We start from the raw sequence: 24,424 nt of genomic DNA on the forward strand, positions 1-24,424 counted from the left end.
GGGGGCTCCGCCCCCTCACCCCCGCCGGGGCTCTGCCCCGGACCCCGCTCCTCAATCGCCGGAGGGGCTGGAAACGTGCCCTCAATCGCCGGAGGGGCTGAAGACCTTCCGCGGATACCGTCCCCGCAGCGTTCCCCACACCGGTGGCAGTGAGCCCGCCGCCGCCGTGGTCACCACCACCGTGACGATCGCCGCGGCCTGGAGCGGCGGCAGGTACGGCAGTGTGCCCGCCGTGGCCACGCTGAAGGCCAGGAGTGGTACGGACGCCACGGCCGCGCCCACCACCAGGCCGGTCACCACCGTGGCCGCCGCCTCCAGCCGTAGCATGCGGCGCAGTTGGCGGCGGCCCGCGCCCGCGAGCCGGAGCAGGCGCAGTTCGGGGCGGCGTCCGGTGGCGATGAGGGCGAGGGTGCTCAGGACGGCGATCACCGTGAAGGCCCCGATCGCCGCGACCACCGCCACCGACACCACCCCGGCCAGCGCCTCGCCCGCCGCCTCGCCCCTTACGGGCACCGGGTCCCGCTCCACCCGGGCCCCGGGAACCGCCCGCGCCAGGGCCTTCGTGAGCGCCTTACGGTCGGCATCGGGCGCGGCCGCGACCAGGATCCGACCCGCGCCGGGCAGCGATGTGTGGCGCAGCAGCTCATCGCGGGCGAGGAGGAAGTCCCCGAGCGCGATGGAGCGTTCGTACGTCGCCACGACCCGCAGCCGCGCCTCCTGGCCGTCACCGAACCGCAGGGTCACCGTGGAGCCGGGCCGGGCGCCGAGGGAGTCCGCGCGGTCGGCGCCGATGGCGACCGTGCCGGGGCGCAACCGGGCGAGGTCCCCGTTCCGGACGCCCGGGTCGAGGGTGCGCGTCAGCCGTTCCGGGGTGACGCCGAAGACGGGCAGCCGCTCGAGTTCCGGCGAGCCGAGCTCGCTGCGCGCCAGCAGCACCGTGCCGGGGACGACCTCCGTCGCCGCCCGCACCCCGGGGAGCTCGCGGATCCGCTCCACCGCACCGGCCGTAAGGCCGCCGTCCGCGCGCACCGCCATGTCGGCGCGCAGCATCCGGTGGGCCTGGGCGTCCGCCGCGTGGGTCATCGTCGCGCCGCCGGAGAGCTGGACCCCGGCGAACGCGGTGACCAGCACGACCGGGGTGATCGCCGCGCCCAGCCGGTGGGCGGACGCGGCGCAGTTGGCGGCGGCGAGGCGGCCGCCGGGGCCGAACAGCCGCAGCGGGGCGCCGAGCAGCCGCATCGCCCCCTCGGCGATCCACGGCCCGAGCACCGCGCAGGCGATCACCATCGTCACCGCCGCCGCACCGGCCGCGGCCGCCGCGGTCGCGCCCTGCTGGAGGGCGGCCGTTCCGGCCGAACTCGCGCCCACGCCCAGCAGCACAAGACCGGTGATGCCCCGGGCCCTGCCGGGTGCCCGTTCGCGCAGCGCCTCCGCCGGGCGCGCCGTGGCGGTCCTGGAGCAGCCGATGAGCGCCGCGATCCGGGCCACCAGGACGGTGACGGCGGCGGTGACCAGGGGCGCGGGCCACAGCAGCGGGGACAGCGTCAGCTCGAGCCCGGTGGGCAGCGCGCCCCGCGCGTCCAGCAGCGCGCGCAGCCCCAGGTACGCGGGGACCGCCCCGGCCGCGCCCACCAGCGCCGCCCAGGCCGCGACCCGCCCGACCTCCCGGCCCACCGCGCCGCGCAGCTGCCCGGGTGTGGCGCCGACCGCCCGCAACAGGCCCAGTTCATGGGAGCGTTGACGCAGCGCCTGGACGATGGTCGAGGACACGACGAGCAACGCCACGAGGACGACGGCTCCGGCCACGGAGCCGAGCGCCGCCAGCAGCTCGCCACGGGCGGGCCCGGCCGCCAGGAACTCGGCCTCGCCACGCTCGCCTCCGGCCAGGACGCGCACGGCGGCCGGGTCGCCGTCCGCACGGTGCCCGATGCCGGTGACACCGGCCGTGTCCAGGGCCTTCCCCACCCGTCCGGCCAGCTCCGCCTGGTCCGTGCCGGGTTCGGCGACGACCCCGATGGCGTCCAGGGCTTCCGGGTGGCCGGACAGGCGCCGGGCCTCGGCGCCGGTGAACCACACGACCGTACGGGGGCCGTCGGCGACGCCCACGACGGTGTACGCCGCGTCCCGGCCGCCCACGCGCAGCGTCAGCCGCGCGCCGATGTGGCCCACGCCGCCACGGTCCGCCTCGGCACTGTCCGCGCCGCCGCGGCCCGCTCCACCGCCCACCACCACCTCGTCCGCCCGCTCCGGGGCGCGGCCCGTCCGTAGTGCGTAGGGCGCCAGGCGGGCGGTCTCCCAGGGGTGGCCGGTGGCGGCCCGGCCCGCGAGGCCCACCCGGAATTCCGTGTCGGCGACGGCCGTCCGCACCCCGGGCACCCCTCGCACCGCGCTCAGCGCCGTCCGGGGGATACGGACCCGCTCGGTGAGCCCGGCGCTCGCGGTCTCGCGCTCGCCCAGGGACGTCGCGCTGAAGCGGGTGGTCTGGTCGCCGGCCACCACGAGATCGGCCCCGGCGTACCGCTCCACCCGTGGCTGCGCGCTCCAGGCCGAGACGAGGGTCAGCCCGAAGGCGCCGAGCAGCAGGGAGGTGAGGGCGAGCGCGGCGAAGACCGCGGTCCACGCCTTACGGTGGGCACGAGTGGCGCGCGCGGCCAGGAGGGCGGACACCTTCATGCGGTCCGCCCTCCCAGGTCCTTGAGGACGCGGCGGATGTCGGCCGCTTCCGGCCGCTCCTGCCGCCAGACCAGCTTCCCCCGCATCAGGAACAGCGCCTCGTCGGCCCAGGCGGCGGCGAACGGGTCGTGGGTGACCATGACGACCGTATGGCCGTCACGGTCGACGGCCTGCCGCAGCAGCGTCAGCACCTCCTCCGCGGCGGCGGGGTCGAGCGCCCCGGTCGGCTCGTCGGCGAAGACGATGTCGGGCGAGGTCACCAGCGCGCGGGCGATGGCCACCCGCTGGCTCTGCCCACCGGACAGTTCGTACGGCATGGCACCGCCCCGGTCCCCCAGCCCGACCGCCGCGAGGGCCCGCAGATCCCGGCCGTCGACGCTGTGGCCGCCGAGCATCAGCGGCAGGGAGACGTTCTCCGCGACGCTCAGCGACGGCACCAGGTGGTGCGCCTGGAAGACGAAGCCGATCCGCTCCCGCCGCAGCCGGGTCAGCGCCGCCTCGTTCAGCGAGGACAGCTCCGTGCCGCCGATGCGCACCGTGCCCGCCGTCGGCCGGTCCAGCCCGGCGGCGCACTGGAGCAAGGTCGACTTCCCGCATCCCGAGGGACCCATCACGGCGAGGAACCGTCCGCGCGGCACCGTCAGATGGATGGGGTGCAGCGCCACGGCCCCCGGCTGGTACTCCCGGGTGACCCCGTCCAGGGTCAGCGCATGGTGCCAGGTCCCCGTCCGCTCCGCGGTGGCCGTCGTACGGCCGCGCCACTGCCGGTTCATCTCTCCGCCCCTCCGTCGCGCCGACGGATCAAACGGGTCCGCCGGTCACGAAGAACGCTAGAAACGGGCGCGGGCGGGCGGGAGAGAGCGCGGTCCCGTAAGGGGAGGGGTACGGGGCTCCGGCCCGGGGGTGGAGCTGGCTCCACCCCCTCTCGATCACCGCAGGTCTCCCCCGGTCCTCCACCGACCTGAAACCCCGGTCTCCCCCGGTCCTCCACCGGCCTGAAGCCCCGGTCTCCCCCGGTCTTCCCCGGTCTTCCCGGTTCGCGGGCGACTCCCCGGGCGCGCCGCCATGGTGAACCCCGCCGGGGACAAGATCCTGGACCCTCGCAGGACCGGCATATGAGACAGAAGCCCACAGAGAGGCACCACGCACCCATGGACGTCAGCGCCCGTATCGAGGCCGTCTACGCGCAGATCGTGCACCGCAACCCCGGGGAGTCCGAGTTCCACCAGGCGGCGCGCGAGGTGCTGCCGGCCCTCGCCCCCGTGCTCGGCGCGCATCCCGAGTATCTGGAGGCCCGGATCGTGGAGCGGCTGTGCGAGCCGGAGCGGCAGCTCGTGTTCCGGGTGCCATGGGTGGACGACGACGGCGAGGTCCAGGTCAACCGGGGCTTCCGGGTGGAGTTCAACAGCGCGCTGGGCCCCTACAAGGGCGGCCTGCGCTTCCACCCCAGCGTCGATCTGGGCATCGTGAAGTTCCTCGGCTTCGAGCAGATCTTCAAGAACGCGCTGACGGGCCTCGCCATCGGCGGCGGCAAGGGCGGTGCGGACTTCGACCCCAAGGGGCGCTCGGACGGCGAGGTGATGCGGTTCTGCCAGTCCTTCATGACCGAACTCCACCGCCATCTGGGCGAGCACACCGACGTACCGGCCGGGGACATCGGGGTGGGCGCCCGCGAGATCGGCTATCTCTTCGGCCAGTACAAGCGGCTGACCAATCGCTTCGAGGCCGGTGTGCTGACCGGTAAGCCGGTCGCCTGGGGCGGCTCACCCGCGCGTACCGAGGCCACGGGGTACGGCACCGTCCACTTCGCCCAGGAGATGCTGCGCACCCGCAAGAGGGATTTCGACGGCCTTACGGTCGTCGTCTCCGGCTCCGGCAATGTGGCCCTCTACGCCATCGAGAAGGTCCACTCCCTCGGTGGCCGGGTGGTGGCCTGCTCCGACTCCTCCGGCCATGTGGTCGACCCGGACGGTGTCGACCTCGCGCTGCTCAAGGAGATCAAGGAGGTCCGGCGGCAGCGGATCTCCGCCTATGCCGACGCCAAGCCGAGCGCCGTCTTCTCCGGCCGCGGTTCGGTCTTCGAGCTGCCCTGCGAGGTCGCCCTGCCCTGCGCGACCCAGAACGAGCTGACCGAGCAGAGCGCGATCGCCCTGGTCAAGAACGGTGTGATGGCCGTGGCCGAGGGCGCCAACATGCCCTGCACCCCGGCGGCGATCGAGATCTTCCGGGAGGCCGATGTGCTCTTCGGCCCCGGTAAGGCCGCCAACGCGGGCGGGGTGGCCACCTCCGCGCTGGAGATGCAGCAGAACGCCTCCCGCGAGCGCTGGACCTTCGCCCAGACCGAGGCCCGTCTCGCCGCCGTCATGACCGAGGTCCACACCCTGTGCCGGGCCACCGCCGACCGCTACGGCTGCTCCCCCGACGACTACGCCCTGGGCGCGAACGCCGCCGGATTCGTGCGGGTGGCGGAGGCGATGGCCGCCCAGGGCGTCGTCTGAGCCGATCCGTCCAAGATCCGTCTGAACCGATCCGTCGGAGGCGCTGAGCGGGCCATACGGGTCGCGGGGGCACGGGCCACGCCGACCGCGCATCCGCTCACGCCGACGGCACATCCGCCACCCCGCGCACCGCGCCCAGCACCGGCTTGCGGAGCAGCAGCAGCGCCGCGTCGTCGTGCAACCGGCCGCCCACATGGGACAGCAGTTCGTCGTGGAGCGCGGCGAGGGTGCGGGACGGCTCGTCGCAGAGGTGCCGCGGCACCCGTTCCAGCAGCGGGAAGTACTCCCGGCCGCGGTCCCGCGCCTCGATGACCCCGTCGGTGTAGAGCAGCAGCTGGTCGCCCTCGGCGAACGGCACCACCTGGAGGCTGGGCAGTTCACCGCCCAGGGAGGCCAGACCGAGCGGCGGGGCCGGGCGGGTGGGCTCGACGGCGACGATGCCGGTCTCGCCGACCAGCAGCGGCGGGGCATGTCCGCAGTTGACGAGCTCCATACGGCCCTCGCTGGCGTATCCCGCGACCACGGCGGTGACGAAGTCGTCGGGCGCCAGGTTGCGGGACAGGCTGCGCTCGATCCTGGCGACGACGTCGAGCAGGTTCGGCTCGTCGTAGGCGGCCTCGCGGAAGACGCCGAGCACCAGGGCGGCGGTGCTCACCGCGGGCAGCCCCTTGCCGCGTACGTCGCCGACGATCAGCCGCACCCCGTGCGGGGTCGGCAGCAGGGCATAGAGATCGCCCCCCACCCGTGCCTCCGCGGCGGCGGCGCTGTAGCGGACCGCCACCTGGAACTGGCCGACCCGGGCGGGCACCGGTGTGAGCAGGGCGTTCTGGGCGGCCTCGGCGACCGAGCGGACGGCGGCGAGTACCCGCTCACGGCGTCTGCGCAGGGCGCTTGCCCCGCAGCTCGCCAGGGCCACGGCGGCGGGCGTGGCCAGGATGATCGCCTGGGTGCGCATCGATTCATCGCCCTGGGTGCCCAGCAGCGCGCCCACCACCACGGCGAGCAGGCCGATCCGCATCACCCCGTACGGTCCGGAGTGGGCAGCGGCGAGCGCCGGGCCGACGGCGAGCAGTGGCAGCCAGGCCAGCCCCTCCGAGGTGACGAGGGCGAGCAGAGCCACGCCAATGATGATGATGACGGGGACCGCGGGGGCTATGCGCCCAGCGCCGTCCGGCTGGTCCGGGTCGTACGGGCGGAGTCGGGCCGGGAACATGACCTGCTTCGCTGCTCTCTCTCCACGGGGGCAAGTGATACCGAGTTTGTCCGTTTCATCCAGAGAAACAGCGATTCGATAGGTTCGGCAAGACCCGCGTTTTCAGATAGTGAGCGAGAGGTTCCTGCTCACCCGGCTCGCCGTCGGCACCAGGCGGGTCCGGAACAGCTCACGGTGCGGATCCATCTCCGCCAGCCGGGCCAGCCGGTCCGCCCGCAGCGAGATCCCGAGCGAGCCGAGCCGATCCCCGTAGTAAATCGGCACCGCGAAGCAGACCGTGCCCAGGGCGTACTCCTCCAAGTCCGCGACCAGGGGACTTCCGGTCGGGGAGTCGAGGCGGCGGAGCAGATCGTCGGAGCGGGTGACGGTGCGCGGGGTGAGATCGACGAGCGGATGGCGGGAGAGATAGTCGTGGCGGGCCTCGTCGTTCAGCTCGCGCAGTACGCATTTGCCCAGCGCGGTGGCGTGCCCGGCGTCCTCGCACCCCACCCACAGATCGACCCGGGGCGCCTGTGGGCCATCGACGATCTCCGCGACCCGGATCTCGCCCTCGTTGTAGAAGGTGAGATACGCGGCGGCCGAGAGCTCGTCGCGCAGCGCGGCCAGCGTGGGCCGGACCCGGGCGAGCATCGCCTGCTCACGGCTGCCGGACTCGAGGGCGCGCAGCTTGTCGCCGATCACGAAGCCGCCGTCGTCCAGCCGGGACACATAGCCCTCATGGGTCATCGTCCGCAGCAGGTGGTACGTGGTCGCGAGCGGCAGCCCGGTCTCCCGGGCGAGACGCTTGGCCGGCGCACCGCCCTCGTGCGCGCCCACTGCCTCCATCAACCGGAAAGCCCGCTGAACGGATGAGATCAGCGTAGGCGCCGTTTGAGCACCCATATATTCAGCTTGCTCCTGATGTGACCGGATGAGCAAGAGTGTGATCTCGCTGGATCCGATCTCCACCGGAGACGCGCGCGAGGGCGCCGACCGCTGCGGTCGGCGCCCTCGCGGGCTTGCGGACTCATCCTCGCGGACGTGCCCTTGCGGGTTATGGATCGGTTCGGTCCGGTGCGGTGCGCCGCGCTCAGCCGGGGGAGATCCGGCCGCGCCAGGCGCCTTCCGCCTCACCGCGGTGCTCGATGAAGTCCTTGAACCTCCGCAGGTCCCCCTTCACCCGCCGGTCGAGCGTCCCGGTCATGTCCGCGGCCTTCTCCGCCATTCCGCTCGGCTCGAAGACCAGGGCCAGATTGACCCGGGTGTGGCGCTCGTCCAGGGACTCGAAGGTGACCAGGCCCTGCTGCTGGACGTCACCGGAGGTGGTGCGCCAGGCGATGCGCTCGTCGGGCAGCTGATCCACGATCTCGGTGTCGAACTCCCGGTGCACACCGGCAATGGAGGTCGCCCAGTGGTTATGGCGATCGTCCACCTGGGTGACCTGGTCCACACCTTCCATGAACCTCGGGAACTCGGTGAACTGGGTCCACTGGTTGTACGCGGTGTGGAGCGGAACCCCAACCTCGACGGACTCCCGCACGGTGCTCATCGGTGACTCCTTTCGACGTTGTCGCGTCGCGCACCACGGCGGGTTTCCGGGACCGCCGAGCCGAAACATGAACGGTCGGGGAGAGCGGTTCCGCTCAGCGCAGGGGGTGCAGCGGGGCCAGTTCGGCCGGGGAGGCGCCGGTCGCGATGGCGTCCGCCAACAGCCGTCCGCTGAGCGGGCCGAGGGCCACGCCCCACATGCCGTGCCCGCCGTTGACGTAGACGCGCGGCGAACCGGTCGGGCCGATCAGCGGCAGTCCGTCCGGGGTGCAGGGGCGGGCGCCGACCCAGGTGTCCGTACGGGCCTCCCAGTCGATACCCCGCAGCAGCGGACGGGCCGCCGCGATGATCGCCTGTATGCGGCGCGGGTCCACCGGCCGGTCCGCGGGGGCCAGCTCCATCATTCCGGCGACCCGCACCCGGCCCTCGCCCAGCGGGGTGCAGACGACCTTCTGGGCGGCCAGATACGTGGGGCGGGTGGGGGCGCCCTCGGCCGGGACGCTGAAGCTGTAGCCGCGTCCGGCCTGGACCGGCACCCGGACCCCGAACGGGCGGACCAGCGGGCCCAGCCAGGCGCCGGTGGCCACGACGGCGACGTCCGCGCGGAGTTGGCCCCCGGGGGTGGCGACGGCCACGCCCGCCCGCCCCAAGTCCCGGATACCGGACACCTCCGTCCGCTCCAGGATCTCGCCGCCGCGCTTGCGCACCGCGTCGGCGAGGGCGCGGACGAAGTTCCCGGGGTTGAGATAGCGCTGGCCGTGGAGTTCCACGGCCGCGCCGATGCCGTCGCCCAGCGCGGGCTCCAGCGCCCGGGCGCGATCCCCGTCGATCCGCTCGTACGCGATTCGGAAACCGGCCGCGCGAGCGTGCTCCAGCTCCTCGACCATCGCGGCGCGCTCGGCCGCGGTGCGGAACGCGATCAGACAGGGTTCGGCGGGCCGGGTCGGCTCGGCGACGCCGTCCGCGGCGAGCGCGTCGTACGCGTCCAGCGCATGGCGGTTCAGCGTGGCGAACGTGGCGGCCAGGACCCGCCAGCGGCGCGGGGTGCAGTTCCGGGTGAAGGTGAGCAGGAAACGGGCGAGCCGGGGGTCGGGCCGGGGCGGGATGTAGACGGGCGACTCGGGGGAGACCAGGCCGCGCAGCCCATAGCGGAGCGCCGCCGGTTCGGGCAGCGGCAGCGTCAGGGCCGGGGACAGCCAGCCGGCGTTCCCCCAGGACGCCCCGGCCGCGGGGTGGCGCCGTTCCACGACGGTGACCTCGACGCCGTGGTTCCGCAGCGACCAGGCGGTGGCGAGACCGACCATGCCCGCACCGATGACGACGGCGCTGCGCGGTGGGCGGGACGGACCGATGGCAGTGGGCACGGATGCGCTCCTTCCCATGGGTGAAACGCCATCATCGGGGGAGCGGGCCGGACACCGCACTGGCCCGGAGGCCGAGAGCGCACGGTCTGCCGGGCGCTGGGGGCTGACGGTACACCGGGACTCCGGCAGCTGACAGTCTGCCGGGCTCCGGCAGCTGGTGGTCTGCCGCGGACCGGCGGCTCACGGTCTGCCGCGGACCGGCCGGGCCCGGCCGGTCATGGCCTGGGCCCTGGCCGGTGGATCCTCGCGCGTGTGACACCAGCGGATGGCGCCGCGGGGCCCGTGATGTCTGGTGCGGGGGACATCTCCCTGTGGTAGCCGGGGCACCGTGTCAGTCGTCGCGGGCCCGCTACGGGGTATCCGGCGGACCACGCGGCGGAGCTTCACCCCGGGACCCCCGGGACCCCGGGGTCGGGGGCGGAGCCCCAGTTGTGGGAAGGGGCGGGGAGGGGAACAGCCCGCCGCAGGCGTCAAGATCCGCCCGAGGCGTCGTCCTACGGGGAGTCGTCGTACATGGCTCCTCCGCTCATCAGCGCCAGTGGTCGCCGGGGCACTACCCGGGCCCGTTCACTCTGATGCGCGGAGGCACGGATGATCCAGGGGCGTGCGCTACTCGATCCCCGCCGGGCGCCGCCGCCAGTGCCCGGTGGCCCGCTCGAAGGCGTGGCCGACCTGGAGGACCGCGAAGTCCGCCCGGTGCGGCCCGACGATCTGCACCCCGACGGGGAGCCCGCCGGGCGTGAACCCGGCCGGTACGGACAGCGCCGGACTGCCGGTCGAGCTGATCAGATACGCCGAGCGCATCCAGTCCAGATAGTCGTCCATGGCCACCCCGGCGACCTCGGTCGGGTATTCGATGCCGACGTCGAACGGCACCACCTGGCTCACCGGCAGCAGCAGCACGTCATAGTGGCCGAAGAACTCCCGGACGCGGTGGAAGAGCAGGGTGTGCAGCACCTCCGCGCGGCCGATGTCCGGCCCGGTGAGCTTGCGCCCCTCCTCGGCGTTCTCCCGGATCGCCCGCTTCAGCCCGTCCGGGTGGCGGTCCATGAGCGGGCCGAAGGTGACCTCGAAGACCGAGGCGCGCAGCGTGCGGAAGACCTCCTCGGCCTCGGTCAGGTCCGGGCAGGCCCGCTCCACGGCACAGCCGAGACCGGTGAAGACCTCCGCCGCCGACTCGACCACCGCGGCCACCTCGGGCTCGACCGGCACCAGCCCCCCGAGATCCGGGGACCAGGCCACCCTCAGCCCCGTCAGATCGCGGTCCAGGGGGCGGGCGAAGCGGGCGCCGGGCTCCTCCAGGGCGATCGGCGACCGCGCGTCGGGCCCGGCGATGGCGGACAGCAGCAGGGCGGTGTCGGCCACGGTACGGGCCATCGGCCCCTTGACGCCGAGGGTGCCCCAGGCGGTCAGGGAGGGCCAGTTGGGGACGCGCCCTGGCGATGGGCGCAGACCGACGACATTGCAGAACGAGGCCGGGTTGCGCAGCGAGCCGCCGGTGTCGCTGCCGTCCGCGATCGGGACCATGCCGGAGGCCAGCGCGGCCGCCGCGCCCCCGCTGCTGCCGCCCGCGCTGCGGCCCAGGTCGTGCGGGTTGTGGGTGGCGCCGAATATGGGGTTGAAGGTGTGCGAACCGGCCCCGAACTCGGGCACGTTGGTCTTGCCGAGGGTGATCGCCCCGGCGGCCCGTATCCGCTCGATCAGCAGATCGTCCTGGTCTGGCACGCCGTCGGCGAGCGGCGAGCCATGGCTGGTGCGGATGCCCGCGGTGTTGTGGAGGTCCTTGTGGGCGATGGGCAGCCCGTGCAGCGGCCCGAGCTCCTCCCCCGCCGCGATCCGCTCATCGGCCCGCCGCGCGGCCTCGCGGGCGCGGTCCGCGACGAGGGTGACGATCGCGTTGACGGCCGGGTTGACCCGTTCGATACGGGCCAGATGGGCCTCGAGCAGCTCGCGCGCGGACAGCTCGCGGGAGCGCAGCAGCGCGCTGAGGTCCAGTGCGGTCCTGAAGCAGAGATCGTCGTCCGTCGTCGTCACGGTCACTCGCCTTCCTCGGTGGTCATCGCTGCGCGGGTCTTCGGACCGCAGGTCCCGTAAGACTCGCCGTCCTTACGGAGCTCACGGTCCCCACGGAACCCAGGGGCGGAATCCATGGTTGGGGAAGCGGCCGGGCGGCGGAAGAGCGCCGTCACGGCGGCCGCCACCAGCACATTGACCGCCAGCGCGACCAGGCCCGCGTTCACATGGTGGGTCTCCGCCTCGGCCTGGGTCAGCCAGGTCACCACCGCCTCACCGGTCACCAGGCCCGCCAGCGCCCCCGGGGCGGTCAGCAGCCCCGGCCGCAGGATGCCGAGGGTGAGCGCGAGCCCGATGGCCAGGACGACCACGCTGTGGTTGACCGCCATCCGGGCCGCCTTCCGGCGGGCGGGCAGCAGATTCCGTGCCACCAGGGTCGAGATGCCGACGCACATCGCCCCGGCCGGGCCATCGCGGACGCCGCCGCGGCCACCACGACCAGCCCGGTGGCCCAGCCCGGTGGCCCAGCCCGGCAGGGCGCCCTGGGCGAGCATCAGCAGAATCCCGTCCGCGTCCCCGGCCCCGCCCCCGCCCGGCCGGGCCACCAGCATCCCGGTGAACGGAGGCGGGGGCGGGGGTGACGCCGGGGTCCGGACCGGGGCTCGGGCTGCCGGGGTCTTCGGCTGCGGCCGACACGCTACCTCCAGGGCGCGAGGGGACTGCGCGGCATTCAACAGGCCACCCCGCGCGCCGGGCATCGTGCCGGACGGCCAACAAGCGGCCGCCCCGCCTTGTCCCGGCCGACAAAGGCGGGGCGGTCCGTTCCCGAGGACCTTACGGTCCCTACGGGGCCTTACGTACGTGCTCCGGCGGGCACCGGAACCCGCGCGGCCGAGGTGCCGAGCCCGGTGGGCCCATGCCACGGGGCCACCGGCCGCGCCCCGGAACCGGCCCCGGCGCCCGTCACGGTCCCGGTGTCCGCCGGGGCCGGGACCGCCCCGGCGTCCACCGGCCGCCGGTGGGCGCGGAGCAGTTCCTCCTCCCGGTAGCGCGAGATCTCCCGGTGCCAGTTCAGGATCCCGGACATCCAGTCGCGCAGCTCCTCCACATAGCCGTCCATCGCCGTCCGGGCCTCCGGCTCCAGGCCGAAGTCGTCGTACAGCACCGGGAACTCATGCGCCGCGACATGCTGGAACTGCCGCATCCGGGACGTCATCAGATCGTTCACGACGGCGACCCCGGTCGGATAGTCGCAGTCGAAGAAGTTCTGGACGACGAGGACGCCGTTGTGGATCTCGCCCTCGAACTCGATCTCCTTCTGGTACGAGAAGACGTCGTTCAGCAGCGTCGCGTAGTCCATGGCGGCGTTCTCCAGCGACCGGACGGGGCCGCTGCGGTAGATCTCGGGCGGCACCCGCCGTTCGCGTGCCAGTCGGCACAGGCTCATGGTGAGGTCGGAGCCGAAGGTGTGCCGGCGCATCTCGATGTAGTCGACCGGGTCGGGGATCCGGTTCTTCGTGTGGTTGGCCAGCTCCCACAGCCAGCTGGCGGTCATGTTCTCGACGGCCTTACGGAGTTCACGGCGCGACAGGTCCTCCATCGGGCCCGCCGTACGGCTCCACAGGTCGGCCAGCGACCGCTCCAGCGCGTTCGCCGGGGCCGGGGTGGGGCCCGCGTCGAGCGGCATGAACGCACTGAGCCGGGCGTTGCAGACGCGGGCCCCGGCCAGGTCGTGGGTGCGGCCGAAGACCGCCGGGTAGTAGTCGTCCGCGTAGGTGCCCCAGGCCAGCCAGCCGGACGCCAGATCGAGCTCGTCCGGGGAGCCGTCCGGGTGGATGCCGGCCGCGCACAGCGGCAGGTCGGCGGCGAGCATCCGCCGCTCGTCCCAGACGTGCGACCCGGGGATCCCTGGCTGCGGTCCGAGGATGCCCATCCGATGTGCCCAGTCGGCCAGGTGGTCGCGGGCGGCGGGCAGATGCCGATTGAGCCGGAGGGTGAACGGCATGAAGAAGTCCGGCAGCAGGGAGGGCCCGGTGCTCCGGAACGGGACATGGCTGAACCTGCGGGTCCGGGCCGCCTCCGCCCGGCCCGTGGTCAGCGGCAGGCTCGCCGCGGAGGTGCCGAGGCCGCTGAGCGCGAAGGGCGACCACGCCGGGGCCTTGTCCAGGCCGTCCGGGCCGTCCGGGCCGTCCGGGCCGTCCGGGCCGTCCGCGTCATTCGCACGGTCCGTACCCTCCGCACCGTGCGCGCCGTTCATGTACCGGCTGGAGCGCATATGCCACTCATGGCCGCCGGACTGCCAGTCCTGGAGCCCCTTGACGTAGGCGAGGACCCCCGCACAGGCCGCCGGGTCCAGACCGTGCTCGGCGAAGAGCGGCCCGAGCTCGGTGAGGGCGGTGTCCTCGAACTGCTGCAACCGTGAGGTGAGCAGCTCATTGACGGAGTCGGCCGCCTCCTGGGTGGTGCAGCACAGGAACGTCTCCAGGACCAGGACGCCATTGCTGAGCTCGCCCTCGTCCTCGATCTCCCGCTGGTACGAGAACAGGTCGTTGCGCAGGTGCACCGCGTCCGCGAAGGCGTCCCGCAGCACCCGCATCGGCCGCGACCCGGCGATCACCGCCGGCACCTCGGCCCCCACGGCGTGCTCCACCAGCCCGGCCGACCAGGGCGCGCCGCCGACCTTACGGCGCATCTCGATGTACTCGACCGGATTGGGGATCCGGTGGATGTTGATGTTCGAGAGCTCCCAGAGCGATTCGTTGAGCAGGTTCTCGGTGCTCTCCCGGAACCGTGCCCGCCAGTCCGCCGACATCGAGGGCACCGTCCGCGCCCACAGATCCGCGAGCCCCGCCTCGACCGGGTTGGTGGGCTCCGGGGTCCCGGCCGCCGGGTCCATCGGCATGAAGGCGGGCAGCCGGTCGAGATACGCCTTGCCGGCCTCACGGTCCTGGGAGCGCTTGAACGTCTCCAGGAAGTGGTCGTCGAAGAAGAACACCCACACATACCAGTCCGTGACCAGCGAGAGCTCCGCGTCGGAGCAGTCGGGGTGGGTGTACGCGCACAACAGGGCGTAGTCGTGGGCGTGGAGATCCTCCTGTTCCCAGATCCCCGAGCCCTCGAGCATTCCCATCTCGCGGGCCCACCGGGTGGAGTGCTCCCGTGCCGCCTGGACATGGGGGTTCAGCCGGGCCGGATACGGCATGTAGAAGTCGGGGAGTCGAAAGGGCTGTGTCACTGCTGGGCCGGCACCTCTCCGTGCGACGGTGGCCCGTAGTCGTCGTCCGGCTACGGACCGGGGTCGGCTACGGGCTACCCATCCCACAACGGGCCTATCCGAAAGCCCAATTAGTCACACGAGTGCGCTCCCGTGACCGAGTGCGCGGATCATCCGTCGCGTCTCCGGAAGGCCCACTCCATCCGCGGCTCCATCGCGAACCGGAACGCCCGCTGGACGGGTGGCGCGCACAGGGCCGTCACCACGGCCACCGCCACCGCCGTCACCACGATCTCCCCCAGCGGCCGGTGCAGCCACGGGTGGTCGTACCAGTCCCAGAAGCGGGAGCCCTTGGCGAGGAAGCCGTGCAGCAGATAGCCGTACAGCGTCCCGGCGCCGAGCACCGTGAACCACATCCGGCGCCGGGGCACCCAGGCGAGGAAGCACACGGTGAGCACCATGGAGCAGCCGAAGAGGGCGAACGTCATGACCGTCCCGACCCACCACGGCGCACCGAGCTCCTGCGCGCTGTCCCGGCGGTAGAACCACGCCGGGTTCATCCGCGGCACGGCCCAGTAGGCGAAGACCACCGCGGCCGCGACCACCGGCACCGACAGCCATCTGACCGCGCGCCGCCGCATCAGCCGGAAGTGCTCCGGCCGCATGTGCAGCCCCAGCACGAAGAAGGGCAGGAACTGAAGCACCCGCTGTAGATCGAGGTCGTCACCGATATTCGGTGAACAGGCGGCGAGCGCGGCGATGATGAGGGCCAGCGCCACCGGCCACCGCGCGATCCGCCACAGCGGCGTGGTCAGCCGCCAGACGAAGAGCGCGATCAGAAACCAGGTCAGATACCAGGGGTCGAGCAGACTGATCGGATAGGACGGATCGTCGTCCGCCCACCGTTTGAAGAAGGTGTACGCGACCTCGAAGAGGACGTAGGGAACGGCGACACCCGTGATCAGACGCTTGAGCCGGTCCGGCCGGAGATCGAAATTCCGCGAGAAGTACCCGGAGATGAGAATGAACGCCGGCATATGGAACGTGTAGACGGTCATATAGAGCGCGGATGCCGCTCTGCTGCCGCCTCGCAGTGGCTCCCACGCATGCCCCATGGCGACCAGCACGATCGCCAGGTATTTGGCGTTGTCGAAGAACGCGTCGCGTTGTTTCGGCGCGGGGGACGGAGCCGGTGCCGCCTTGGCGGGCGAGGACGCCGGTGTGCGCCGCGCGGGCAGTGTCGGCAGTAAGTGCGAGACGTTCATCACATATGCCCTCCCGGGAAACCTGCGGGGAAAATCTGGGCTCTTTCCGAGTTTCGGCGGAGGGTTGCGGAGTGGAACATTCCACGCACCATAGTGGCGCTCGCGAGCCCGCGCCCCGAAAGGCTCAGCTCTCGCGTACGAGGGTTTAGGTCCAGTCCAGCGCATCCGTCACCTCCTCAACTTGGGAACTTCTTTACCTCTCCGGTCAGTTCACAGAGTGCTGAAGAGGGGCCGATCCGCCCGGCCTTGACCGACCCCGCCTGCTAGCTTCTACACAACTGTAGATCCTAACGACCCTATGGAGTGTGAGTGGCCATGGCCCTGTGGGACCGCATCAGGGAGTCCGCCCAGACGATGCAGACTCAGCTCGTCTCGAAGAAGAACGACTTGAAGAGCGGCGCCTTCCGCGACGCGAGCATGGCGATGTGTGCCCTGGTGGCGGCGGCGGACGGCTCGGTCGACCCGTCCGAGCGGCAGCGCGTCGCCCAGCTGATCGCCACCAACGAGGTGTTGCAGAACTTCCCGGCCGACGATCTGCAACGCCGCTTCAACGACTACGTCAACAAGCTCACCACGGACTTCGACTTCGGCAAGGTGAGCGTGATGCAGGAGGTCGCCAAGGCCAAGAAGAAGCCCGCCGAGGCGCGCGCCGTGATCCAGATCGGCATCGTCATCGGTGGCGCGGACGGCAACTTCGACAAGACCGAGCAGGCCATGGTCCGCGAGGCGTGCTTCACGCTGGAGCTCCCGCCGGCCGAGTTCGACCTGTAAGACGGGGCAAGGCGGAAAAGCCGTAAGGCGACCCCGCAAGCCATAAGCCGGTACGGCCGCCCCGCCGGCCGTACGGGCGCGCCCCGGAGCTACAGCGGGGTCGCGGCGTGCAGGACGAGGACCAGGGCGACCGCCGCGTTCGCCGAGGACAGCGCGGACGCGGCGGTGCCCACCGCCGCGATCCACAGGGCCAGCCCCGCCGCCGTCCACGTGGGCGGCCAGTGCCGGGACGGCGGAACGGGCTCCAGCAGCGCCGCGACCCGGCGCGGCACCGGCCCCGGCGCGGCGAATCCGGCGAGCGCCGGCCCCGGTGTGCCCCGGGAGACCAGGGCGGCCTTGCCGACCGCCCGCGCCGTGACCCTGCGGTCGCCGACCTCCCGGGCCGCCTCCTCGTCCGCCCAGCGCTCGGCGCAGTAGTCCACCGCGGCCCGCAGCGGCCGCAGCAGCGGGTTGGCCCGCGCGGCGAGCCGTGCGGCCAGCAGATAGCGGTGGTGGTGTGCGGTCAGATGGGCGCGCTCATGCGCGATCAGGGCCCGCCGCTCACGGGGCTCAAGGCTGTCCAGCATCCCGGTGGAGACGACGATCCGGCCCGGCTTCCCGGTCCGCCCCGAGGTCCCGGGCAGGGCGTACGCGTACGCCCTGTCGTCCGGCAGCACCGCGACCGGCGACTCCGGCAGCCCGGCGAGCGCGAGCCGGGCCTCCCGCCGCACCCGGCCATGCCGCAGACAGGTGGCCGTGCAGGAGACGGCCACCGCCGCCAGCGCGCCGATCGCCGCCTTCCCGGCCACCACGTCAAAGGGCACCGCCGCCCGTACCTCGGGGTCCGACCAGCTGTCCGGCAGTGGGTTGCCCGGCAGCTGCGCGGTGCCGACGACCATCAGCAGCCCCAGGCACAGCGTCGAGCACACCGCGAGGACGGTGCCGACGAGCGTCAGCAGCCGGGTGGCGGTGCGCGGATGGAGATGTTGCTCGGCGAGCCGGGCGATCGGCAGCGCCGTCAGGGGCAGAACCAGCGGGAGGAAGACGAAGACGCCCATCGGTCAGTCCTCCGGCTCCTCCGCCACGTCGCTCAGCAGGTCGCGCAGCAGCCGCTCGTCGTCCTGGGTCAGCCCGGTCACGAAGCTGGCCAGGACCGCCTCGCGGTCGTCCTGGCCGTCCAGCACCCGGCGCATCCGCAGCGCCGCGAGCCCCGCCTCGTCCGACGCCGCCCGCCAGACGAAGGAGCGGCCCGCGCGCTCACGGGTCACGGCCTGTTTGGCGTGCAGCCGGGACAGGATGGTCATGACCGTGGTGTAGGCGAGCTCGCCCTCGATCCGCTCCTGCACCCATGCGGCGGTCACCGGCCCCGGCGCCCGGCTCAGCGCCACGAGCACCTGCGCCTCCAGTTCGCCCTGGCCACGCCGACGGGGGCGGCGGGGCCAGCCGGGCCCGCCGGTCCGGTCGTGGTCCATCGCACCGTCTCCTTCCCCACCGCACGCGCCCGGCGCGCGGCGCTCCATCGTAGCGAGCGGGCCACGGTCGCGCGTTCGCCCCTTTGGCCTGGCTGTACGCGCGGGCCCGGACCGCCTCACCGATGCTGAGCAAGGGGACGACCCCGACGAAGGAACGCACTCCGCCATGACGCAGACGCAAGGCTCGCTCGTACGGCAGATCACCGACTACGCCCATCGAGCCGACCCCTACCCGATCTACGCCGAGCTGCGCAAGACGCCCGTGGCGCACGACGAGAAGGGGCCGTACATCGTCTCCACCTACTGGGAGATCCACGGTCTGCTGCACGACCCCCGACTCAGCTCCGACGCGCGCAACCTGGACCCCCGGGCCGCCTCGGAGCTGGCCGAGGAGGACGACGACCCGGGGCTGCCGCCCAGCTTCCTGAGGCTGGACCCGCCCGAGCACGACCGGCTGCGCCAGCTCGCGACGGCGCCCTTCGGCCCGCCGCACACCCCACGCCGGCTCCACGAGATGCGCGGTGAACTCACCCGTATCGTCGGCGAGCTGATCGACGGCTTCGAGGGACGGGACCGGATCGATCTCGTCGACCACTTCTCCTACCCCTTCCCGGTGACCGTGATCTGCCGGCTGCTCGGGGTGCCACGGGAGGACGAGCCGCGCTTCCACGCCTGGGCCGACACCCTCGCCGCCAGTCTGGACCCCGGCCCGGACGCGGACGCCGCCGAGCGGCGGCGGATCACCCGGCAGGCCCGGACGGAACTGGCGACGTATCTGTCCGAGCTGATCGAGGAGCGCCGCCGCGCACCCGGCGACGACATGCTCTCGGCCCTGGTCGGCGGGGAGGGTCCGGGCGGGGAGGGTCCGGAGGGGCGGATGAGCCGGGTGGAGCTGCTGAGCACCGCGGTGCTGCTGCTGGTGGCGGGGCACGAGACCACCGTCAACCTGATCACCAACGGGATGCTGACCCTGCTGCGCAACCCCGATGTGCTCACCCGGCTGCGCAAGGATCCCCATCTGGTCGTCCCGCTGGTGGAGGAGTTGCTGCGGTTCGATCCGCCGGTGCAGATGCTCCCCCGGCGCACCCCGCTCTCGGAGATCGACATCGCGGGTGTGACCATCCCCCAGGGGGCGTCCGTCTGGCTGCTGCTGGCCTCGGGCAACCGCGATCCGCAGCGGTTCCCCGACCCCGACCGGTTCGATCCGCAGCGCAGGGACAACCAGCACCTCGGCTTCGGCAGCGGCGTCCACAGCTGTTTCGGCGCCCCGCTGGCCCGGCTGGAGGCGCAGATCGCGCTGACCGAGCTGGTCCGCCGGCTGGAGGAGCCCCGGCTGCTGGAGGACCCGCCGACCTACCGGCGCAACGCGGTGCTGCGCGGGCCGCGGCATCTGCCGCTCGCCTTCGAGGGGCTGCGGCCGGGCGGGTCTCCGAACGGATCCCGGAACCGCTCCCCGAACGGGTCCCGGTGACGGCAGGGTTCAGCGGCCCCGGACCAGCGGGGTTCAGCGGCCCCGGACCGGCCGGGCCGACCGCGTGGTTCAGGCGCCCCGGACCAGCGGGGTTCACCGGACGCGGGACAGTGGGGCTCACCGTACGCGGGGCAGTGGGGCTCACCGTACGCGGAACGCGGACGCTCTCGTCCCGGCCGCGTCCTTCCCGCCCCTGCCCGTCCCGGCCTCGCCCCTCTCGGCCCGGGCGGCGATGTTCCGGGCCATACCGCCGAAGACGAGCGCGTGCCACGGGGCCACCGACCACCAGTACAGATGCCCGGCGAGGCCGCGCGGATGGAACAGCGCCCGCTGCCGGTACACCGTCCCGCCCCGCGCGTCCCGGTCGACCACCATCTCCAGCCATGCCAGGCCCGGCAGCCGCATCTCGGCCCGCAGCCGCAGCAGCCGGGGCGGCAGGACCTCCTCCACCCGCCAGAAGTCGAGGCTGTCCCCCACTCTGAGCCGCGCCGCGTCCCGGCGGCCCCGGCGCAGCCCGACGCCGCCCACCAGGGTGTCGATCCAGCCGCGCAGCGCCCACGCGAGCGGCAGCGAGTACCACCCGTTCGCACCGCCGATCCCCTCCACCACCCGCCAGACGTCCCCCGGTGAGGCGTCCACCGCGCGCTCGCGGCGGTCCTGGTAGAGGCTGCCGCCCGACCAGTCGGGGTCGGTGGGCAGTGGATCGCTGGGCGCGCCGGGGGTGGCGGCGGAGGACCAGCGGGTGGCCACCTCCGCGTCGCGGATCCGCCGCAGGGCCAGCTCCAGCGCCCGGTCCACGCCGAGCGGCCCGCCCGGCGGGTCCGGCACATAGCGGGTGATGTCCCGTTCGGCGCACACCACTTCATGGCGCAGCGACTCCACCAGCGGGCGGGCGATGGCGCCGGGTACGGGGGTGACCAGGCCGACCCACAGACTGGAAAGACCGGGGGTGAGCACCGGCACCGGCACGATCAGCCGCCGCCGCAACCCGGTCACCCGCGCGTACCGCCGCATCATGGCGCGGTAGGTGAGGACGTCGGGGCCGCCGATGTCGAAGGTCCGGTGCACCTCGTCCGGCAGCGCGGCGCAGCCCACCAGCAGCCGCAGCACATCGCGGACGGCGATGGGCTGGGTGCGGGTGCGCACCCAGCGGGGCGTCACCATCGCCGGCAGCCGCTCGGTGAGGTAGCGCAGCATCTCGAACGAGGCCGAGCCCGAGCCGATGATCACCCCGGCCCGCAGCACGGCCGTCGGCACCCCGGAGTCCAGCAGCACCCGGCCCACCTCGGCCCGGGACCGCAGATGGGGCGAGAGCGCGCGCTCGGGGACGCCCTCGGGGGTCAGCCCGCCGAGGTAGACGATCCGGCGCACCCCGGCGGCCCGGGCCCGCTCGCCGAAGATCCGGGCGGCGCGGCGGTCGGTCTCCTCGAAGCCGGATCCGGTGCCCAGCGCGTGGACCAGGTAGTACGCGACGTCCACGCCCTCCATGGCGGCGCGCACGGACTCCTCGTCGGTCACATCGCCGCGTACGGTCTCCACCCGCCCCGCCCAGGGCTGGTCGCGCAGTTTCCCGGGCGAGCGGGCGACACACCGCACCTGATGCCCCGCGGCCAGCAGCTCGGGGACCAGTCTGCCGCCGATGTAGCCGGTGGCGCCGGTGACCAGACAGCGGCGCGGCTCCGGCGCGCCGTGAGGGCCCGGCGGGCGCTGGGGAACGGCCATGAGGCCATGGTGCGCGGGCGGCACGGAACTCGCGAGGCGGGATTCCCGCGCAGGACAAAACCTGCGAGGTGGGCTCCCTTCGGCGGCATTGTCCGTATCAGGTGTTGGAGGTCGCTCTCAGGTCTCCCCGACCTTCGAGCCTCTCAGCCCGGCCATCTAGAAGACGTTCTCTTCGGAGGACTGACGTCCTCTGTCCTGAGCGCCTCTCCGGTCGAGCTCCCTCGCTCGCCCCGCAGGCTGTTATTTACGTTACTCCGGGCCTCCATGAGCGCCTAGCCCCTTTCGGGAATTTTTTCCTATTTTCCGAGTTCGGCGGGGCCCGGCTCCGGCCCGGCACTCGGGCGCCTTGGCTGCGCCGGGAGGGGCTTGCCCGGTAGGCTTTCCGTGTGATCTTCAAGCGCATCGGAAACGGTCGGCCCTATCCCGACCACGGCCGGGAAAGCACCCGCCAGTGGGCGGATGTCGCCCCACGCCCGGTACGTCTTGACCAGTTGGTCACGACGAAGCAGCAACTCGACCTGGAGACGCTGCTCGCCGAGGACTCCACGTTCTACGGGGACCTCTTCGCCCATGTCGTGAAATGGCAGGGCGACCTCTATCTGGAGGACGGGCTGCACCGGGCGGTGCGCGCCGCCCTCCAGCAGCGTCAGGTGCTGCACGCGCGCGTTCTGGAGCTCGAGGGCTGACCGCGCCCCGCCCCGGTGACCGATCGCCGTTGATCGACTTCCGATCCGTGTTGACCCTTTCGGGTTGGTCTGAGCACCAACCATTGATCATTTAGTAGGCATCGCCACCTGGCCGCACTACGCTGCGCACATGAGCATGCTGACCCCTCCCGGCATGGGCGGAAAGTACCGCATTACGGGCGATCGCTACCCGCGGATGAGCCGGCCCCGGAGCCGCCGGCGGCTGATGTTCACCGCCTTCGGCTCGGTTCTGGCGCTCGGCCTGGTCGGGTGGGGAACACTTCAGCTCATCGACGTCTTCTCCGGCGACGGCGGCGGCCAGAAGGTCCGCGCGGCGCACGGCACCGGGGACTGCGAGCGCGGCGACAAGCACCCCGACGGGAACGCCAAGTCCGGCCGGTCCGACAGCGGCCAGAGCGGCCAGGGCGGCCGTACGGGCGGGAAGCTGCCGAAGCCCTCCCAGATCACGGTCAACGTCTACAACGCGACCACGCGCTCCGGCCTCGCCAAGGACACCGCCAAGGAGCTGGAGAAGCGCGGTTTCAAGATCGGGAAGGTGGGCAACGCCCCGACCCAGTACGACAAGAAGGTCAAGGCCACCGGGATACTGCTCGGCGCGCCCGGCGCCGGCGACGGAGCCTTCAATGTGCTCGGCACGCAGCTCGCCGGCGCCAAGACCAAGAACGACGCGCGCGACGGCAAGGACATCGACCTGATCATCGGCAACGGTTTCAAGGACCTGGTCGAGCAGAAGGACGCGGACAAGGCGCTGGCCGCCCTGGCCAAGCCCTCGCCCGCGTCCTCCGGATCGCCCTGCCGTTCCTGAGTCGGGTGGGGCTCAGCCCGCGGTCCCGTACATCCGGTCGCCCGCGTCGCCGAGCCCCGGCACGATGTACCCCTGCTCGTTGAGCCGCTCGTCGACGGACGAGGTGACCACCGTCACCGGCGCCCCGGCGAGCTCGCGCTCCATGAGCTCGACGCCCTGGGGCGCCGCCAGCAGACACAGCGCGGTCACATCGTCGGCGCCCCGCGATATCAGCTCCCTGATCGCCGCGACCAGCGTCCCGCCGGTGGCGAGCATCGGGTCCAGGACGTAGACCTGACGGCCGGAGAGGTCCTCGGGCATCCGGGTGGCGTAGGTGGACGCCTGGAGCGTCTCCTCGTCACGGATCATGCCCAGGAAGCCGACCTCGGCGGTGGGCAGCAGCCGCACCATGCCGTCGAGCATCCCGAGACCGGCCCGCAGGATCGGCACGACCATGGGGCGCGGATGGGACAGCCGTACCCCGGTCGTGGCCGTCACCGGGGTCTCGATGTCGACCTGCTCGGTGCGCACATCGCGCGTGGCCTCGTACGCGAGCAGGGTCACCAGCTCGTCGGCGAGCCGCCGGAAGGTGGGGGAGTCGGTGCGCTTGTCGCGCAGCGTGGTGAGTTTGTGCGCCACCAGCGGGTGGTCGACGACGTGGATCCGCATGGCAACGACACTAACCGAGCACCCGGAGCCCGGCTCCCGCCGGTGACGCCCTCCGTGCGCCGCCCCGCGCTCGACCGTCTGCCGCCGTAGTGGCATCAAACCGCTGATTCGGGGGAAAGTGGGCAACAGCGCCCGGGCTCCCACCGGGCGACACCTCGGCACCGAGGAGTGAGTGACCATGGCCGACGCGACCGCGAGGGAAACCGCCGCGGACCGCCGCCGCCGTCGCGACCGCTTCCTGCGCGCGCTGAACGAGGCCCGGGCGGTGCGGGACCAGGTGCGTCCCCGGCAGGCCCGCGCGGCCCGGATGCGCCGGGCGATACACATGCGGACGTTCTCCTGGTGAGCCCTGGTGAGCTTCCGCCGAACCGCCGGAGACGGTTTCCGCGTGTTTCGATTCCGTCCGCGTGAGCCACATCTCTTTGGACTGGTGCACGACGCAGCGTGGAAGACCTCTCGCGAAGCGACGGTTTCTGCCACGATTCCGATTGGGGCGGGACACTGTCCCGCCCGCCCCCGGCACGCCTATGACCAGTGGGAGAGTCACGGTGTACTTCGCCGCATTGCTCGCGCGCACCGCAGAAGGGTGGGAAGCGAGCGACACAGAGCTCGATGACGTGGAAACCCTGACGGACTTGATCGAACTGGCCCGTCTGGCCTCCAAGGACGACGACACGGTACTGGCCTTCATCGAGCACGAAGACGCGTGGTTCGGCGTCGTCCGCGTGGACGGCGAGGACGACCCGCACATCTATGTATCGGACGCGGCAGCCGCCGCCCGCACCTCGTACGGCTCGATGCTCACCGACGAGCTGCTCGGCCGGGACCCCGACGACGATCTGGACAGCCTGGTCGACCTGGACGGCACCGAGGACGGCGAGCCGGACCGGGACGACGAGGACGCGGACGACGCGCCGGTCCCGATCGGCCCGCTCGGCGACGCCGACATCCTGGCCGACCTCGGCATGGACGAGAAGGAGCTGAAGGCCCTCGACGGGGACGCCCTCGAATCGATCGCCGAGATGCTCGGGTGCAGCATGGAGGGGCTGGAGGCGGTGCGCTGACCGCCGCACACTGATGTC

Annotated in this window: 21 protein-coding genes; 7 read left to right on the top strand and 14 right to left on the bottom strand. The window is 72.6% G+C overall.

What is annotated here, in order from left to right; genetic code table 11:
* Window positions 1–81: 81 nt before the first annotated feature.
* Window positions 82–2,673: an FtsX-like permease family protein gene (locus KHP12_RS25990; RefSeq protein WP_086884970.1), complete on the bottom strand. Its 2,592-nt coding sequence runs from the start codon at window positions 2,671–2,673 to the stop codon at window positions 82–84.
* A complete protein-coding gene (locus KHP12_RS25995) occupies window positions 2,670–3,446 on the bottom strand; it encodes an ABC transporter ATP-binding protein (protein WP_210609496.1) in 777 nt (258 codons plus the stop codon). The genes KHP12_RS25990 and KHP12_RS25995 overlap by 4 nt, the downstream gene beginning before the upstream one ends.
* 378 nt (window positions 3,447–3,824) lie before the next feature.
* On the opposite strand from KHP12_RS25995, the gene gdhA reads away from it, so the two are divergent.
* Entirely contained in the window at window positions 3,825–5,171 is a 1,347-nt protein-coding gene (gene gdhA / locus KHP12_RS26000; RefSeq protein WP_210609498.1) for an NADP-specific glutamate dehydrogenase, read from the top strand.
* 97 nt (window positions 5,172–5,268) lie between these two features.
* Here gdhA and KHP12_RS26005 read toward each other — a convergent pair whose 3' ends face one another.
* The 8 genes from KHP12_RS26005 to KHP12_RS26040 form a co-directional block, all read right to left on the bottom strand.
* Window positions 5,269–6,384 (bottom strand): PP2C family protein-serine/threonine phosphatase, encoded by a 1,116-nt coding sequence (locus KHP12_RS26005; RefSeq protein ID WP_210609500.1) that lies wholly within the window; start codon window positions 6,382–6,384, stop codon window positions 5,269–5,271.
* A 102-nt stretch (window positions 6,385–6,486) separates the two neighbouring features.
* A complete protein-coding gene (locus KHP12_RS26010; RefSeq protein ID WP_210609502.1) occupies window positions 6,487–7,266 on the bottom strand; it encodes an IclR family transcriptional regulator in 780 nt (259 codons plus the stop codon).
* Between the two features lie 187 nt (window positions 7,267–7,453).
* Window positions 7,454–7,912, bottom strand: coding sequence for an SRPBCC family protein (locus KHP12_RS26015; protein WP_037956816.1), 459 nt, complete (start codon window positions 7,910–7,912; stop codon window positions 7,454–7,456).
* A 94-nt stretch (window positions 7,913–8,006) separates the two neighbouring features.
* A complete protein-coding gene (locus KHP12_RS26020) occupies window positions 8,007–9,275 on the bottom strand; it encodes an NAD(P)/FAD-dependent oxidoreductase (RefSeq protein WP_167442818.1) in 1,269 nt (422 codons plus the stop codon).
* A 609-nt stretch (window positions 9,276–9,884) separates the two neighbouring features.
* Window positions 9,885–11,309 carry an amidase gene (locus KHP12_RS26025; protein WP_211834909.1) on the bottom strand — a complete coding sequence of 475 codons (1,425 nt, stop codon included), beginning with the start codon at window positions 11,307–11,309 and terminating at the stop codon, window positions 9,885–9,887.
* A gap of 2 nt (window positions 11,310–11,311) precedes the next feature.
* Window positions 11,312–11,899, bottom strand: a complete 588-nt coding sequence (locus KHP12_RS26030) for a hypothetical protein (RefSeq protein WP_210609504.1) — start codon at window positions 11,897–11,899, stop codon at window positions 11,312–11,314.
* A gap of 242 nt (window positions 11,900–12,141) precedes the next feature.
* Window positions 12,142–14,523 carry a terpene synthase family protein gene (locus KHP12_RS26035; protein ID WP_344395524.1) on the bottom strand — a complete coding sequence of 794 codons (2,382 nt, stop codon included), beginning with the start codon at window positions 14,521–14,523 and terminating at the stop codon, window positions 12,142–12,144.
* 149 nt (window positions 14,524–14,672) lie between these two features.
* On the bottom strand, window positions 14,673–15,767 hold the full coding sequence (locus KHP12_RS26040; protein ID WP_086884992.1) for an acyltransferase family protein: 1,095 nt from the start codon (window positions 15,765–15,767) through the stop codon (window positions 14,673–14,675).
* Between the two features lie 315 nt (window positions 15,768–16,082).
* Here KHP12_RS26040 and KHP12_RS26045 point away from each other — a divergent pair, with 315 nt between their 5' ends.
* Window positions 16,083–16,538 (top strand): tellurite resistance TerB family protein, encoded by a 456-nt coding sequence (locus KHP12_RS26045; protein ID WP_037956900.1) that lies wholly within the window; start codon window positions 16,083–16,085, stop codon window positions 16,536–16,538.
* A gap of 89 nt (window positions 16,539–16,627) precedes the next feature.
* Here the strand turns inward: KHP12_RS26045 and KHP12_RS26050 are convergent, their stop codons facing one another.
* Together KHP12_RS26050 and KHP12_RS26055 are read right to left on the bottom strand one after the other, a co-directional pair.
* Window positions 16,628–17,575 (bottom strand): M56 family metallopeptidase, encoded by a 948-nt coding sequence (locus tag KHP12_RS26050; RefSeq protein ID WP_037956806.1) that lies wholly within the window; start codon window positions 17,573–17,575, stop codon window positions 16,628–16,630.
* Between the two features lie 3 nt (window positions 17,576–17,578).
* Complete coding sequence (locus tag KHP12_RS26055) at window positions 17,579–17,989, bottom strand: BlaI/MecI/CopY family transcriptional regulator (RefSeq protein WP_037956803.1); 411 nt, start codon at window positions 17,987–17,989, stop codon at window positions 17,579–17,581.
* Window positions 17,990–18,155: 166 nt separating this feature from the next.
* Between KHP12_RS26055 and KHP12_RS26060 the strand changes: the two genes are divergently transcribed.
* Window positions 18,156–19,460: a cytochrome P450 gene (locus KHP12_RS26060; RefSeq protein WP_210609508.1), complete on the top strand. Its 1,305-nt coding sequence runs from the start codon at window positions 18,156–18,158 to the stop codon at window positions 19,458–19,460.
* A gap of 141 nt (window positions 19,461–19,601) precedes the next feature.
* On the opposite strand, the gene KHP12_RS26065 is transcribed toward KHP12_RS26060, so the two are convergent.
* Window positions 19,602–21,182 (bottom strand): SDR family oxidoreductase, encoded by a 1,581-nt coding sequence (locus KHP12_RS26065; protein WP_086884934.1) that lies wholly within the window; start codon window positions 21,180–21,182, stop codon window positions 19,602–19,604.
* 386 nt (window positions 21,183–21,568) lie between these two features.
* Between KHP12_RS26065 and KHP12_RS26070 the strand changes: the two genes are divergently transcribed.
* Window positions 21,569–21,868 (top strand): type II toxin-antitoxin system VapB family antitoxin, encoded by a 300-nt coding sequence (locus KHP12_RS26070; RefSeq protein WP_014061825.1) that lies wholly within the window; start codon window positions 21,569–21,571, stop codon window positions 21,866–21,868.
* A gap of 130 nt (window positions 21,869–21,998) precedes the next feature.
* A complete protein-coding gene (locus KHP12_RS26075; RefSeq protein WP_086884935.1) occupies window positions 21,999–22,694 on the top strand; it encodes a LytR C-terminal domain-containing protein in 696 nt (231 codons plus the stop codon).
* Between the two features lie 12 nt (window positions 22,695–22,706).
* Here KHP12_RS26075 and upp read toward each other — a convergent pair whose 3' ends face one another.
* On the bottom strand, window positions 22,707–23,342 hold the full coding sequence (gene upp, locus KHP12_RS26080; protein WP_037956795.1) for a uracil phosphoribosyltransferase: 636 nt from the start codon (window positions 23,340–23,342) through the stop codon (window positions 22,707–22,709).
* 178 nt (window positions 23,343–23,520) lie between these two features.
* Here upp and KHP12_RS26085 point away from each other — a divergent pair, with 178 nt between their 5' ends.
* Entirely contained in the window at window positions 23,521–23,688 is a 168-nt protein-coding gene (locus KHP12_RS26085) for a hypothetical protein (protein WP_020870137.1), read from the top strand.
* A gap of 181 nt (window positions 23,689–23,869) precedes the next feature.
* Window positions 23,870–24,406 (top strand): tRNA adenosine deaminase-associated protein, encoded by a 537-nt coding sequence (locus KHP12_RS26090; RefSeq protein WP_165556255.1) that lies wholly within the window; start codon window positions 23,870–23,872, stop codon window positions 24,404–24,406.
* Window positions 24,407–24,424 lie beyond the last annotated feature (18 nt).

Source organism: Streptomyces asiaticus (assembly GCF_018138715.1).
In the GTDB taxonomy this organism is placed as follows: domain Bacteria; phylum Actinomycetota; class Actinomycetes; order Streptomycetales; family Streptomycetaceae; genus Streptomyces; species Streptomyces asiaticus.

Coding starts and splice junctions, on each gene's coding strand:
- KHP12_RS26050 (WP_037956806.1), bottom strand. CDS start 17,575: ATGGGCGTCTTCGTCTTCCTCCCGCTGGTTCTGCCCCTGACGGCGCTG.
- KHP12_RS26065 (WP_086884934.1), bottom strand. CDS start 21,182: ATGGCCGTTCCCCAGCGCCCGCCGGGCCCTCACGGCGCGCCGGAGCCG.
- upp (WP_037956795.1), bottom strand. CDS start 23,342: ATGCGGATCCACGTCGTCGACCACCCGCTGGTGGCGCACAAACTCACC.
- KHP12_RS26010 (WP_210609502.1), bottom strand. CDS start 7,266: ATGGGTGCTCAAACGGCGCCTACGCTGATCTCATCCGTTCAGCGGGCT.
- KHP12_RS26075 (WP_086884935.1), top strand. CDS start 21,999: ATGAGCATGCTGACCCCTCCCGGCATGGGCGGAAAGTACCGCATTACG.
- KHP12_RS26015 (WP_037956816.1), bottom strand. CDS start 7,912: ATGAGCACCGTGCGGGAGTCCGTCGAGGTTGGGGTTCCGCTCCACACC.
- KHP12_RS26055 (WP_037956803.1), bottom strand. CDS start 17,989: ATGGACCACGACCGGACCGGCGGGCCCGGCTGGCCCCGCCGCCCCCGT.
- KHP12_RS26085 (WP_020870137.1), top strand. CDS start 23,521: ATGGCCGACGCGACCGCGAGGGAAACCGCCGCGGACCGCCGCCGCCGT.
- gdhA (WP_210609498.1), top strand. CDS start 3,825: ATGGACGTCAGCGCCCGTATCGAGGCCGTCTACGCGCAGATCGTGCAC.
- KHP12_RS26005 (WP_210609500.1), bottom strand. CDS start 6,384: ATGTTCCCGGCCCGACTCCGCCCGTACGACCCGGACCAGCCGGACGGC.
- KHP12_RS26090 (WP_165556255.1), top strand. CDS start 23,870: ATGACCAGTGGGAGAGTCACGGTGTACTTCGCCGCATTGCTCGCGCGC.
- KHP12_RS26045 (WP_037956900.1), top strand. CDS start 16,083: ATGGCCCTGTGGGACCGCATCAGGGAGTCCGCCCAGACGATGCAGACT.
- KHP12_RS26060 (WP_210609508.1), top strand. CDS start 18,156: ATGACGCAGACGCAAGGCTCGCTCGTACGGCAGATCACCGACTACGCC.
- KHP12_RS26030 (WP_210609504.1), bottom strand. CDS start 11,899: ATGCTGGTGGCCCGGCCGGGCGGGGGCGGGGCCGGGGACGCGGACGGG.
- KHP12_RS25990 (WP_086884970.1), bottom strand. CDS start 2,673: ATGAAGGTGTCCGCCCTCCTGGCCGCGCGCGCCACTCGTGCCCACCGT.
- KHP12_RS26040 (WP_086884992.1), bottom strand. CDS start 15,767: ATGAACGTCTCGCACTTACTGCCGACACTGCCCGCGCGGCGCACACCG.
- KHP12_RS25995 (WP_210609496.1), bottom strand. CDS start 3,446: ATGAACCGGCAGTGGCGCGGCCGTACGACGGCCACCGCGGAGCGGACG.